The sequence below is a fragment of the Pseudomonas sp. TH07 genome (assembly GCF_016651285.1).
Lineage (GTDB): Bacteria > Pseudomonadota > Gammaproteobacteria > Pseudomonadales > Pseudomonadaceae > Aquipseudomonas.
In genome coordinates, this window is record NZ_JAEKED010000001.1 from 6,073,491 (window position 1) to 6,085,866 (window position 12,376).

Genomic DNA, 12,376 nt, shown 5'->3' on the forward strand with positions numbered 1-12,376 from the left:
AAGAGTGGCAATTGACGGCCCTCCCCCGCCCATGCTCTCCTACACACCTTGTTACGGGTGCCCTTCACAGGGTGAAACGGGAAACCGGTGCGTCACGTGCCTTACTCAAGGCCTTGACCAGTCCGGTGCTGCCCCCGCAACGGTAAGCGAGCGAAGAATCAGATCCACTGCGCCGGTCATCCGGCATGGGAAGGCGATTCTTGCAGGCCAGGCGCAAGCCCCGCCCCTCGCGAGCCCGGAGACCGGCCCGCAATAGACACATAACAAACCCGCGGTGGGCGGGCGCTGTTAATTCCCTGTGCGCCCGTCGCGCGGGGTTTTGCTGCGTTCGATCCACCCGCTGATAACCAGAGGGATGCGCCATGTCGATCATCAGCAGCACCAGTCAATCCGCCAGCAGCACCTCCACCCTGAGCCAACGCCTGGTCGCCGCCATCGGTGCCTCGATCCTCGGCGCGTGCCTGGTGTATTTCGCCGGGTTCTCCCATATCGAAGCAGTGCACAACGCTGCCCACGATACCCGTCACAGCTCCGCCTTCCCGTGCCATTGAGACCTGCTGACATGATCAAGCGTATTGCGCAAACCGCAGGTTTCACCGGGCTGCTGGCCGCCCTGTTGCTGACCCTGCTGCAAAGCTTCTGGGTCGCCCCGCTGATTTTGCAGGCCGAAACCTACGAAAAGGCCCCGGCCACTGAAGTCCATGAACACGCCGAAGGCGCCATGGCCGGCCACACCCACGATGCCGAAGCCTGGGAGCCGGAAGATGGCTGGCAGCGCGTGCTGTCGACCACTGGCGGCAACCTGGTGGTGGCTGTCGGCTTCGCCCTGATGCTCGCCGGCCTGTACACCCTGCGCGCGCCGAATCGCACGTCCCAGGGGCTGCTGTGGGGCTTGGCCGGTTACGCCACCTTCTGCCTGGCACCGACCATGGGCCTGCCGCCCGAGCTGCCGGGCACCGCCGCTGCGGACCTGGCGCAACGGCAGATCTGGTGGGTCGGCACCGCGGCCTCGACCGCCGTCGGTATCGCGCTGATCGTGTTTGCCCAGCACTGGCTGTTGAAGGTGCTGGGTGTCGCCATCATTGCCGTGCCGCACATCATTGGCGCGCCACAGCCGGAAGTGCATTCGATGCTGGCTCCGGAGGCCCTGGAAGCGCAGTTCAAAATCGCCTCGCAACTGACCAATGCCGCGTTCTGGCTGGCCCTGGGCCTGATCAGCGCCTGGTTGTTCCGGCGTAAAAGCGCGGGTCACTACGCGGCATGAGTGAACGGCACGCAGCGCCGGCCCTGGTGGTCGGCCTGGGTTGCCAGCGCGGTTGCCCGGTGGACACGCTGCGCGCATTGCTCGACCAGGTCCTGGAGACCCATGGCTTCGGGCTGGATCAAGTCCGGGGCCTGGCCAGTATCGACCTGAAACGCGAAGAGCCCGGCCTGCTGCAACTGGCCGAGCAACTGGCCCTGCCCCTGACCTGTTTCAGCAGCTCGCAGCTCACGCCCTATGCGCTGCAACTGAGCCACCGCTCGGAAATCGCCTACGAACGCACCGGCTGCTATGGCGTGGCCGAAAGCGCCGCCCTGGCCCTGGCCGAACGCCTGGCGCAGAGCCCGGCGAAACTGCTGATCCGCCGCCAAAAGTACGCCCAGGCGACCCTGGCCATGGCCTGCTGCGGCTAAAACCCCGATAATCCCCCGCGTTGATCATGAGCAATCTTCATCTACAGGCTTGCCTTGACCCTTTTTTCACAGGAAACAGCCATGACCGTCTTTTTTATCGGCGCCGGCCCCGGCGACCCGGAGCTGATCACCGTCAAGGGCCAGCGGCTGATCCATCGCTGCCCGGTGATTATCTACGCCGGCTCCCTGGTGCCCGAGGCGGTGCTGGCGGGGCATAGCGCCGAACTGCTGGTCAACAGCGCCGAGTTGCACCTGGAACAGATCATCGAGCTGATCAAGAACGCCCACGCCAAGGGCCAGGACGTGGCCCGGGTGCATTCCGGCGACCCCAGCCTGTATGGCGCCATCGGCGAGCAGATCCGCCACCTGCGCCAATTGCAGATCCCCTTTGAAATCGTCCCCGGGGTCACCGCCACCGCCGCCTGCGCCGCGTTGCTCGGAGCGGAGCTGACCCTGCCGGACGTGTCGCAAAGCGTGATCCTGACCCGCTACGCCGACAAGACCACGATGCCCCCTGGCGAGGAGTTCTCCAGCCTGGCCCAGCATGGCGCGACCATGGCGATTCACCTGGGGGTCAACCACCTGCAGAAAATCGTCGCCGAACTGCTGCCCCACTACGGCGCCGATTGCCCGATTGCCGTGGTCCATCGCGCCACCTGGCCGGATCAGGACTGGGTGCTGGGCACCCTGAACGACATCGAGCAAAAAGTGACGGCCAAGGGTTTTCGCCGCACGGCGTTGATTCTGGTGGGCCGGGTGCTGGCGACGGATCATTTCAGTGAGTCGTCGCTGTATCGCTCGGGGCATGCGCATTTGTATCGCCCGTAGGGCGCGCGGGGATACGGGGGGCAGCCGCTTTGCGGCCGAGCGGGAGCAAGCTCCCTCGCCACAAACCTGCTCCCCGCCCGCACAGCACAGTCATTTGCCCGGGGTTGACGGCGCCTTTTCTGGCCCATAAAAAAACGGCGCTCACGGGGCGCCGTTTTTTTGGGTGCAGTGAACGCCTTACTTAGTAGTAGGCGTTTTCTTTCTGCGTGTGGTCGGTCACGTCGCGGACCCCCTTGAGCTCCGGGATACGCTCGAGCAACGTGCGCTCGATGCCTTCCCTCAGGGTCACATCCGCCTGGCCGCAGCCCTGGCAGCCGCCGCCGAATTGCAGCACGGCGATGCCGTCTTCAACCACGTCGATCAGGCTGACCTGGCCGCCGTGGCTGGCCAACCCCGGGTTGATTTCGGTTTGCAGGTAGTAGTTGATGCGCTCGTTGACCGGGCTATCGGCGTTGACCATTGGCACCTTGGCATTGGGCGCCTTGATGGTCAGCTGGCCGCCCATGCGGTCGGTGGCGTAGTCGACCACCGCATCATCGAGAAAGGCTTCGCTGAACGAATCGATATAAGCGGTGAAGCTCTTCAGGCCAATGGCCTTGTCTTCGGGTTTTTCTTCGCCCGGCTTGCAATAGGCGATGCAGGTCTCGGCGTACTGAGTTCCTGGCTGGGTGATAAAGACGCGGATCCCGATACCCGGGGTGTTCTGCTTGGAGAGCAGATCAGCCAGGTAATCGTGGGCGGCGTCGGTAATGGTAATAGCGGTCATGGAAATTCCTCGCAGGCGTGGGCGGAGTTTACGCCAATCGGCGCGCCGTACAAAGTCCTAGGGTTTTTGTCGGGTTAACGCCAAGGCCGGGCGGGCAGCGGCCGGGGCGTCGGCCCAGCGTTTGAGCCACTGATAGCTGCGCTTCTCCACCCATTCGTAGCTGCCCCAGGCGGCCAGGCCGATGATCAGCACGCACCCGGCAAATACCGCGTAGGGGTTCAGGCCATAGCGTTGTGCCACATAGCCCCCCAGGGACAGCACCAGCACATGCATCAGGTACACCGAGTACGAGCTGTCTCCCAGCACCTTGAGCAGGCGGTTGTGCTGGAAATAACGCTCCAGCGCCATGCTCGACGCCACGATCAGGGCACTCGGCAAGCCCCAGGCCAGCACCCGCGGCTGCGGTGGCAGTTGGTAGATCGCCAGCAGCGCGCCGCCGATCAGCAGCAGCGGCAGCCACAGCCCGGGCTTGATCCAGCCTCGGCGATAGAGCATGCCCAGGCCGATCCCCAGCAAAAACTCATAGACGATGTCCGAGCGATAAAAATCGCTGACCCAGCCAAACCCGGTCCAGGCCTGGCTCACGGCAAACAGCAGCGCCGCGACGATCAGCAACCGCAGGTGCAGGCGGAACAGCAATGTCCAGGCGAACAGCAGGTAAAACAGCATTTCGTAGTTCAGGGTCCAGCCCACGTTCAGGGTCGGGTAGATGCCATACCCACCCGGGTTCTGGGTCGGGATAAACAGCAGCGACAGCAGCAAGTGCCACCAGTCGACGCTCTGATCGGCAAACGCCGGCCGCGCAAACACCACCAGCAGGCCCATCAGCAGCGTGTACAGCCAATAGGCCGGGACAATCCGAAACAGCCGGTACATCAGGAAACGCCCGGGGGGCAGGTCCTTGTTTTCAGTCGACAGGAAGATCACCAGCCCGCTGATGACAAAGAAGATATCGACCCCCACCGCGCCCTTGTCGATAAACAATTGACCCAGGGCGCTGCTGGCGTGGAAGTCGAAAAAGATCTGCATGAAGTGGTGGCAGACCACCGTCCAGGCGGCCAGCGCCCGCAGCGCCTGTACCGAAATCAACATCCTCGTGCCCTCCCCAGCCAGCCCCGACAGCGCCTGAACCACTCAGGCGCCTAAAGCTTGGGACCGCAGGCAGCGGGCAAAGGTCGATCAAAGATTCTCGTAGCGATTCATGTCCAGCACACCCGCTTCCACCGGGTCGGTTTCTTCGAGAAAGCGGGTCTGGTCATGGAAATACTGCCAGAACTGCGGATGGCTGCGGCGGATCCCCCAGCGCTCGACAATCTTCTCGAAGCGATGGGCGTCCTTGGCGTTCTCCATCGCGGTGACGAACTCCGGCACCTGATTGGCCGGGATATTGAAGATGAAGTTTGGGTAGCTGCTGAGCACGCCCGGATAGAGGGTCAAGGTGTCCAGCCCCGGCTGATAACGCAGCTGCTCACCCAGCATGAACGCCACATTACTGTGGGCCCGGTTGCGCAACAGGCTGTAGAACACCCGCTGCCCGCTGCGGGTCTGGATGCGCAGCATGCTGGCCTCGGGCAACTGATCGATGACCTTGAGCCCGGCGGCCGGACGCGAGGTCAGGCGGCTCAGGGCCTGTTCGGCATCCTGCAACTGCGGGTCGATGCCGGGCCGGGAACAATAGGCGCTATCACAGCGGTTGATTGGGTCCGGCCGAGCATTGAGGTCGCCATAACGCGCCAGCAATTGCTTGGCAAAATCGCGTTTCGGGTCTTTTTCGTCGAGCTTCAAGGCGCTGCGCTTGTCGTCGTCGATGGACTCGTAATCCAGCCACATCTTGAATTTGCCGCTGCTCTGGTACCAGTCGTCGAGGAAATCCTCGCGGGTGCCGGCAGGCATCAGGCGCAGGAAGTTCTGCTCCGCGCCGTTGCGGATCAAATCGAAGTACAGCCGGGTCTGGGCCTGGTGCGAGACGTTGCCGAACACGTCGAAATTCACCGCCAACTGGTAGTACGTGCGCTCCAGCAACGGGTAGTCGAACAGCCACATCGTCTGCGGCACCTCGCCGATCAGGCCCTTGGTCACCGAGGCGCTGTCGAAGTGGCGAAAAATACTCAGCAAGGCGTTGTCGTTGCCGGCCCACAGGCTCGACCAGCTCGGCGCTGGCGAATCGGCATAGGAGTCGCGGCGCAGGGCCTCGTAGTCATTACGCTTGTCGCGGTAAGCCAGCCACAGGCTCAGCACACTGCCCACATCGTCGTTCTGCCCGGGCATCGCCAGCAGCGGCGTGGCCTGGCCCCGGTACGCCGGATCGGTGATGTACAGGTCATGTTCCGGCGCCTGGAACAACGCCCAGAAATTGTCGCGGATCACATCGGTGGCGATCTGTCCCCGGCACACCGGGCCGCGGATAAAGGTGCGTACGAAGTACTCAGCGTTATCCAGCATGAACTGGTAGCGGGCCTTGGCCGGGATCGCCTCGAAGGTCTCGAACGGGTTGGCCCGGCGCGTCGGTCCGTAACCGGGCAAGGCCGTGACCTGCCAGTCCCCGCTGTAGAACAGATTCTTGACCCGGGCCATCTTCGCCGCGCTCAGCGGGTAGGTAATGTGGGTCTTGTGCACGATCACCCCCTGCACCGGCCACAGGCGGTAATAGACCTGGGTCCCCGGGTCATCGTTGGGGCGCCGGGTGTTGATCAGGTCGATGGGCTGGCCGCTGGGCGTGCGCGAACGCACCCACTGGAAGAAATGCCCCGGCTCACCGTCCTCGAAGTAGATATGGGCCAGGAACAAGTGCTCGAACAACCAGCGTGCCACCAGGCTTTCCCGGGCGCCGGGGGCGTTGAACAAGCCTTCCCATTGCAGCACCTGCATCGCTTCGCGGGCGCTGGGGGCCAGGCCCTGCTGGTCGATCGGCGCACCGGACGCCAGCCAGCGCTGCAGGGTCTGGTACTGCTGATCGGTAAGGCCGGTCACCGCCAGCGGCATGCCCTCTTTGGGATGAGCACCGGCATAGGCGTCGAATTCGCCGGGCTGCGGGCACATGTTTTCCCGGTTCAGGCCCAGGACGATGTCCTCCGGCAGCTTGGCATTGGGTTGCAATGGGGTGTTGTGCCCCAGCTCCAGCATGCGCGCCATCAGCGCCGCCTGGCTGCCCTGGGCGTCGAGCACCGAATAGAAGTCCTTGCGCTGCCAGGCGGCCTTGCCGAACGCGTCGTAGAACAGCCGGGTCGGCGCCTGGGCCTGGCGCCGCTCACCGTCGTAGACCGGGACTTTCGACGCGCCCCGGGCCGCGCCCTCGGCACTGCCCAGGTTGAGCTGACAGGCGGAGTCATAGCAGGCATGGCAGGCCACGCACTTCTCGGTGAAAATCGGCTGGATGTCGCGGGTGTAAGAGAGCGCCGGAACCGGAGTCTCTGCCTGCGTGGTGCTGCTTATCAGCAGTAAAAAAAACGCGCTGATACTGACGCGATACGGCATGTCTCTGGTCCTGGGCGTAGAAAACCGCGCAATTCTACCGAGGTCAGGCTGATATCAACATGAGCGATATTCATGCAAAAGCAGCACATGCTCCAATAGCGCACAGGTTTGCTATGATCGCCGCCCTTCGCAATGGCCTTACCAGGTAGTCCCCATGTCCGATCGCAGTGCTCGCCTTCAAGCCCTCCAGCAAGCTCTCAAAGAGCGCATCCTGATTCTCGATGGCGGCATGGGCACCATGATCCAGAGCTACAAGCTCGAGGAGCAGGACTACCGTGGCAAGCGCTTCGCCGACTGGCCAAGCGACGTCAAGGGCAACAACGACCTGTTGGTGCTGACGCGCCCGGACGTGATCGGCTCGATCGAGAAGGCCTACCTCGACGCCGGTGCCGACATCCTGGAAACCAACACCTTCAACGCCACCCAGGTGTCCCTGGCCGATTACGGCATGCAGGGCCTGGCCTACGAGCTGAACGTCGAAGGTGCACGCCTGGCACGCAAGGTGGCCGACGCCAAGACCCTGGAAACCCCGGAGAAGCCGCGTTTCGTCGCCGGCGTGATCGGGCCGACCAGCCGCACCTGCTCGCTGTCGCCGGACGTCAACAACCCCGGCTACCGCAACGTGACCTTCGATGAGCTGGTGGAAAACTACACCGAAGCCACCCGGGGCTTGATCGAAGGCGGCGCCGACCTGATCCTGATCGAAACCATCTTCGACACCCTCAACGCCAAGGCGGCGATCTTCGCCGTGCAAGGGGTGTTCGACGAGTTGGGCTTCGAGTTGCCGATCATGATCTCCGGCACCATCACCGACGCCTCCGGCCGCACGCTGTCCGGCCAGACCACCGAAGCCTTCTGGAACTCCGTGGCCCACGCCAAGCCGATCTCGGTCGGCCTCAACTGCGCCCTCGGTGCCAGCGAACTGCGCCCGTACCTGGAAGAGCTGTCGAACAAGGCCAACACCCATGTTTCGGCGCACCCCAACGCCGGCCTGCCCAACGAATTCGGCGAATACGACGAACTGCCGGAAGAAACCGCCAAGGTCATCGAGGAATTCGCCCAAAGCGGCTTCCTCAACATCGTCGGCGGCTGCTGCGGCACCACCCCGGGCCACATCGAAGCCATCGCCAAGGCCGTGGCCGGCTACGCGCCGCGGGCGATCCCGGACATTCCCAAAGCCTGCCGCCTGTCGGGCCTGGAGCCGTTCACCATCGATCGCAGCTCGTTGTTCGTCAACGTCGGCGAGCGCACCAACATCACCGGCTCCGCCAAATTCGCCCGCCTGATCCGTGAAGACAACTACACCGAAGCCCTGGAAGTCGCCCTGCAACAGGTCGAAGCCGGCGCCCAGGTGATCGACATCAACATGGACGAAGGGATGCTGGACTCGAAGAAGGCGATGGTCACCTTCCTCAACCTGATTGCCGGCGAACCGGACATCTCGCGGGTGCCGATCATGATCGACTCCTCGAAGTGGGAAGTGATCGAGGCCGGCCTGAAGTGCATCCAGGGCAAGGGCATCGTCAACTCCATCAGCATGAAAGAAGGCGTCGAGCAGTTCATTCACCACGCCAAGCTGTGCAAACGCTACGGCGCCGCCGTGGTGGTGATGGCCTTCGACGAAGCCGGCCAGGCCGACACCGAGGCGCGCAAGAAGGAAATCTGCAAGCGCTCCTACGACATCCTGGTGAATGACGTGGGCTTCCCCCCGGAAGACATCATCTTCGACCCGAACATCTTCGCCGTGGCCACCGGCATCGAAGAACACAACAACTACGCCGTGGACTTCATCAACGCCTGCGCCTATATCCGCGACGAGCTGCCGTATGCGCTGACCTCGGGTGGCGTGTCCAACGTGTCGTTCTCGTTCCGCGGCAACAACCCGGTGCGCGAGGCAATTCACTCGGTGTTCCTGCTGTATGCGATCCGCAACGGCCTGACCATGGGTATCGTCAACGCCGGCCAGCTGGAGATCTACGACCAGATCCCGGCCGAGCTGCGCGACGCCGTGGAAGACGTGGTGCTCAACCGCACGCCTAACGGCACCGACGCCCTGCTGGCAATCGCCGACAAGTACAAGGGCGACGGCAGCGTCAAGGAAGCCGAGACCGAGGAATGGCGCGGCTGGGAGGTCAACAAGCGCCTCGAGCACGCCCTGGTCAAGGGCATCACCACCCACATTGTCGAAGACACCGAAGAGTCGCGCCTGTCCTTCAGCCGCCCGATCGAAGTGATCGAAGGCCCGCTGATGTCCGGGATGAACATCGTCGGCGACCTGTTCGGCGCCGGCAAAATGTTCCTGCCCCAGGTGGTGAAATCGGCGCGGGTGATGAAACAGGCGGTGGCCCACCTGATTCCCTTCATCGAGCTGGAAAAAGGCGACAAGCCGGAAGCCAAGGGCAAGATCCTCATGGCCACGGTCAAGGGCGACGTGCACGACATCGGCAAGAACATCGTCGGCGTGGTCCTGGGTTGCAACGGCTATGACATCGTCGACCTGGGGGTGATGGTGCCGGCGGAGAAGATCCTGCAGGTGGCCAAGGAGCAGAAGTGCGACATCATCGGCCTCTCCGGCCTGATCACCCCGTCCCTGGACGAAATGGTGCACGTCGCCCGTGAAATGCAGCGCCAGGACTTCCACCTGCCGCTGATGATCGGTGGCGCCACCACCTCCAAGGCCCACACCGCGGTGAAGATCGAACCCAAGTACAGCAACGACGCAGTGGTCTACGTGACCGACGCCTCGCGCGCGGTGGGCGTGGCCACTCAGCTGCTGTCCAAAGAGCTCAAGGCCGGCTTCGTGCAGAAGACCCGGGAAGAATACGTGGAAGTGCGCGAGCGCACCGCCAACCGCAGCGCCCGCACCGAACGCCTGAGCTACGCGGCGGCCATCGCCAAGAAACCGCAGTTCGACTGGAGCAGCTACCAGCCGGTCAAACCGACGTTCACCGGCGCCAAGGTACTGGACAACATCGACCTCAAGGTACTGGCCGAGTACATCGACTGGACCCCGTTCTTTATCTCCTGGGACCTGGCCGGCAAGTTCCCGCGCATCCTGACCGATGAAGTGGTTGGTGAGGCAGCCACCGCGCTGTACGCCGACGCCCAGGAAATGCTCAAGAAGCTGATCGACGAAAAACTCATCAGCGCCCGTGCGGTGTTCGGCTTCTGGCCGACCAACCAGGTGCAGGACGATGACCTGGAAGTCTACGGCGATGACGGCCAGCCCCTAGCGCGCCTGCATCACCTGCGCCAGCAGATCATCAAGACCGACGGCAAGCCGAACTTCTCCCTGGCCGACTTCGTGGCGCCCAAGGACAGCGGCGTGACCGACTACATCGGGGGTTTCATCACCACCGCCGGTATCGGCGCCGAAGAAGTGGCCAAGGCTTACCAGGATGCCGGCGACGACTACAACTCGATCATGGTCAAGGCCCTGGCCGACCGCCTGGCCGAAGCCTGCGCCGAGTGGCTGCACCAGCAGGTGCGTAAAGAACACTGGGGCTACGCCAAGGACGAACAGCTGGATAACGAAGCGCTGATCAAGGAACAGTACAGCGGCATCCGCCCTGCCCCGGGTTACCCGGCGTGCCCGGATCACACCGAAAAAGCCCAGTTGTTCCAGTTGCTCGACCCAGAGGCCCACGAAATGCATGCCGGCCGCAGCGGCGTGTTCCTCACCGAGCACTACGCCATGTTCCCGGCCGCGGCGGTCAGCGGCTGGTACTTCGCCCACCCGCAGGCGCAGTACTTCGCCGTGGGCAAGCTCGACAAGGACCAGGTGCAGAGCTACACCGCGCGCAAAGGCCAGGACCTGGCCGTGACCGAGCGCTGGCTGGCACCCAACCTGGGTTACGACAACTGATACCCGCCCTCCGGCCGCTCATGGGGTGAGCGCCGGCTATCACCGGGCGAGATTGGCCCGGGGATAGCCGGCTCGCCCTTGGCCAGATTGTCTATGCTCTTTGCACACACACCTGTGTCGAGGGATTTATGGACGACCCAATCAATGGCAAGCCGCCGACCTTCTGGCAGATGCTGCACAGCGTGGTAGCGGCGGCGTTCGGCGTGCAGAGCGGCAAGAACCGCGCCCGGGATTTCACCCACGGCAAACCCAGCCACTTCGTGGCGATGGGCATCCTGTTCACTGCGGTATTTGCCTTGACCCTGTTCGGCATCGTCAAGCTGGTGCTGCACCTGGCGGGGATCTGAACGCGCGTCAGCGCATCAGCATTTGCAGGTCGAACGGGTAGCGATAACTGTCCGGTTTGCCCTTGGCCGAAAGCGCCCGGAAGTTGATGCCGTAGTCCTGGGTCGCCTGCACGGCCAGCAGGCGCCTGGCCAGGGGCTTGTCGATCAGTTGAAACAACCCTACCTGCCAGAACGGGCCGCCGTGCCGGGTCATGTCCACCCCCTGCTCATAATCGTGCAGCAACACCAGGGCCCAGCCTCCCAGGGTGAAATGCCCGGCACTCAAGGCGCTCAAGCGTCCGTCCAATAGCGCCTGCAAGGCCTGGGGCGAACTGTTGACCGCACTGAACAACACATCCTTGCCCGGCTGGTGCTTGAGTTCTTGCGCGGCGGCCATCGCACCCAGCGCCATCTCATCGTTTGCCGACCAGATCAACGCCGTGTGCGGGTAGCGCTTGAGCAACTGCTGGGCCTGCTCATAGGCCCGCTGCCGGGTCCATTCGCCGTACACCAGTTGGCGCAGGCGCACCTCGGGGTGTTCAGCCAGTGCCCGATGCAGGCCCTGCTCGCGCAATTGCGAGGCCGGGGTGATTTTCATCCCGGAGAACGCCAGCAGATCAACGGTTTGCCCCGGCGCAACCGGGCCATGCTGGCGGATCAGTTCCTTGAGCGTCTGATAGCCGGCCTTTTCATCGTCGGCCACCAGGCTGCCGATCCACTCCGAGCGCTGGTCATTGCGCTCGTTGAGCAAACGCAACTGGTCGGGGGTGAGCACGCTGTTGACGATAAATAGCTTGACCCCGCTGCCCTGGGACAGGCGCAGGATCTCCGGCGCGACATATTGCTCGTTGACCAGGATCAGGTAGTCCGGCCGTTGGTCGCCCTGCAGCGCCTCACGGGCCTGACTGAGGGTGTTGCCGGGATTGCGCTCGGAATAGCGCACACGCAAATCCAGGCCGAGGTCCTTGGCCGCGGCCTGCATGAATTGCGAATAATTGACCCAGAACGTTTCCGTGGAAGTGCCCGGATTGAGAAAAAGCACTGAAGTGGCGTGAGCCACTGCCCAGAACGGCAGACTCAGCAGCAGCAAGCCCTTGCACAAAACCTTCAACATCGTCACGCGAACCCCAAGATAATGCCGCGCATTATAGCGGGCAAAATACTGGCAACTGTCAGTGACATCGTCGATTTTGTCGGACAATCCGGGTTATTTCTGCCCGTTACCTACTGATGACTGACCCAGAACACCGCCGTTCCCACCACCAGAATGATCAGGAACAGAATGGCCCAAGCATCGACACTGCTGTCGGTTTTCCTTGCCTTGGTCGGATTGCTCATAGCATCGCCTCTTGTCGGTTTTATCGGTGACTGCTCGAAGACTCCCGCAGAGTTAAGACCAGCTTTGCCCTTACCACAAATGTGGTCTTGCACCGTTAGTCGTTT

At 63.0% G+C, this 12,376-nt stretch carries 10 protein-coding genes and 1 riboswitch; of the genes, 6 read left to right on the forward strand and 4 right to left on the reverse strand.

Annotated features, from left to right (window positions below):
• Window positions 1-38 precede the first annotated feature (38 nt).
• Window positions 39-265, forward strand: a riboswitch (cobalamin riboswitch).
• Between the two features lie 97 nt (window positions 266-362).
• The 4 genes from JFU57_RS27705 to cobM all read left to right on the forward strand — a co-directional run bounded on the left by JFU57_RS27705 (window position 363) and on the right by cobM (window position 2,502).
• Complete coding sequence (locus JFU57_RS27705; protein ID WP_020296891.1) at window positions 363-551, forward strand: CbtB domain-containing protein; 189 nt, start codon at window positions 363-365, stop codon at window positions 549-551.
• 11 nt (window positions 552-562) lie between these two features.
• Window positions 563-1,264 (forward strand): CbtA family protein, encoded by a 702-nt coding sequence (locus tag JFU57_RS27710; RefSeq protein WP_078468753.1) that lies wholly within the window; start codon window positions 563-565, stop codon window positions 1,262-1,264.
• Complete coding sequence (locus JFU57_RS27715) at window positions 1,261-1,674, forward strand: cobalamin biosynthesis protein (RefSeq protein ID WP_201131499.1); 414 nt, start codon at window positions 1,261-1,263, stop codon at window positions 1,672-1,674. The genes JFU57_RS27710 and JFU57_RS27715 overlap by 4 nt, the downstream gene beginning before the upstream one ends.
• 81 nt (window positions 1,675-1,755) lie before the next feature.
• Window positions 1,756-2,502, forward strand: coding sequence for a precorrin-4 C(11)-methyltransferase (gene cobM, locus JFU57_RS27720; RefSeq protein ID WP_201131500.1), 747 nt, complete (start codon window positions 1,756-1,758; stop codon window positions 2,500-2,502).
• A gap of 181 nt (window positions 2,503-2,683) precedes the next feature.
• On the opposite strand, the gene nfuA is transcribed toward cobM, so the two are convergent.
• From nfuA to JFU57_RS27735, 3 genes are all read right to left on the reverse strand, one after another.
• Window positions 2,684-3,268: a Fe-S biogenesis protein NfuA gene (gene nfuA, locus JFU57_RS27725; RefSeq protein WP_078468750.1), complete on the reverse strand. Its 585-nt coding sequence runs from the start codon at window positions 3,266-3,268 to the stop codon at window positions 2,684-2,686.
• A gap of 57 nt (window positions 3,269-3,325) precedes the next feature.
• Window positions 3,326-4,360, reverse strand: a complete 1,035-nt coding sequence (locus tag JFU57_RS27730; RefSeq protein WP_078468749.1) for an acyltransferase family protein — start codon at window positions 4,358-4,360, stop codon at window positions 3,326-3,328.
• An 87-nt stretch (window positions 4,361-4,447) separates the two neighbouring features.
• Window positions 4,448-6,742, reverse strand: a complete 2,295-nt coding sequence (locus JFU57_RS27735; RefSeq protein WP_201131501.1) for a fatty acid cis/trans isomerase — start codon at window positions 6,740-6,742, stop codon at window positions 4,448-4,450.
• 154 nt (window positions 6,743-6,896) lie between these two features.
• On the opposite strand from JFU57_RS27735, the gene metH reads away from it, so the two are divergent.
• On the forward strand, window positions 6,897-10,607 hold the full coding sequence (gene metH / locus JFU57_RS27740; protein ID WP_201131502.1) for a methionine synthase: 3,711 nt from the start codon (window positions 6,897-6,899) through the stop codon (window positions 10,605-10,607).
• Between the two features lie 128 nt (window positions 10,608-10,735).
• A complete protein-coding gene (locus JFU57_RS27745) occupies window positions 10,736-10,954 on the forward strand; it encodes a DUF2970 domain-containing protein (RefSeq protein ID WP_201131503.1) in 219 nt (72 codons plus the stop codon).
• A 7-nt stretch (window positions 10,955-10,961) separates the two neighbouring features.
• Here the strand turns inward: JFU57_RS27745 and JFU57_RS27750 are convergent, their stop codons facing one another.
• Complete coding sequence (locus JFU57_RS27750) at window positions 10,962-12,047, reverse strand: ABC transporter substrate-binding protein (protein WP_078469132.1); 1,086 nt, start codon at window positions 12,045-12,047, stop codon at window positions 10,962-10,964.
• Between the last annotated feature and the right edge of the window lie 329 nt (window positions 12,048-12,376).

What these genes read in the sequence shown, in the direction of transcription:
- JFU57_RS27705 (WP_020296891.1), top strand. Translation starts at nt 363, where the DNA reads ATGTCGATCATCAGCAGCACCAGTCAATCCGCCAGCAGCACCTCCACC.
- JFU57_RS27710 (WP_078468753.1), top strand. Translation starts at nt 563, where the DNA reads ATGATCAAGCGTATTGCGCAAACCGCAGGTTTCACCGGGCTGCTGGCC.
- JFU57_RS27715 (WP_201131499.1), top strand. Translation starts at nt 1,261, where the DNA reads ATGAGTGAACGGCACGCAGCGCCGGCCCTGGTGGTCGGCCTGGGTTGC.
- cobM (WP_201131500.1), top strand. Translation starts at nt 1,756, where the DNA reads ATGACCGTCTTTTTTATCGGCGCCGGCCCCGGCGACCCGGAGCTGATC.
- nfuA (WP_078468750.1), bottom strand. Translation starts at nt 3,268, where the DNA reads ATGACCGCTATTACCATTACCGACGCCGCCCACGATTACCTGGCTGAT.
- JFU57_RS27730 (WP_078468749.1), bottom strand. Translation starts at nt 4,360, where the DNA reads ATGTTGATTTCGGTACAGGCGCTGCGGGCGCTGGCCGCCTGGACGGTG.
- JFU57_RS27735 (WP_201131501.1), bottom strand. Translation starts at nt 6,742, where the DNA reads ATGCCGTATCGCGTCAGTATCAGCGCGTTTTTTTTACTGCTGATAAGC.
- metH (WP_201131502.1), top strand. Translation starts at nt 6,897, where the DNA reads ATGTCCGATCGCAGTGCTCGCCTTCAAGCCCTCCAGCAAGCTCTCAAA.
- JFU57_RS27745 (WP_201131503.1), top strand. Translation starts at nt 10,736, where the DNA reads ATGGACGACCCAATCAATGGCAAGCCGCCGACCTTCTGGCAGATGCTG.
- JFU57_RS27750 (WP_078469132.1), bottom strand. Translation starts at nt 12,047, where the DNA reads ATGTTGAAGGTTTTGTGCAAGGGCTTGCTGCTGCTGAGTCTGCCGTTC.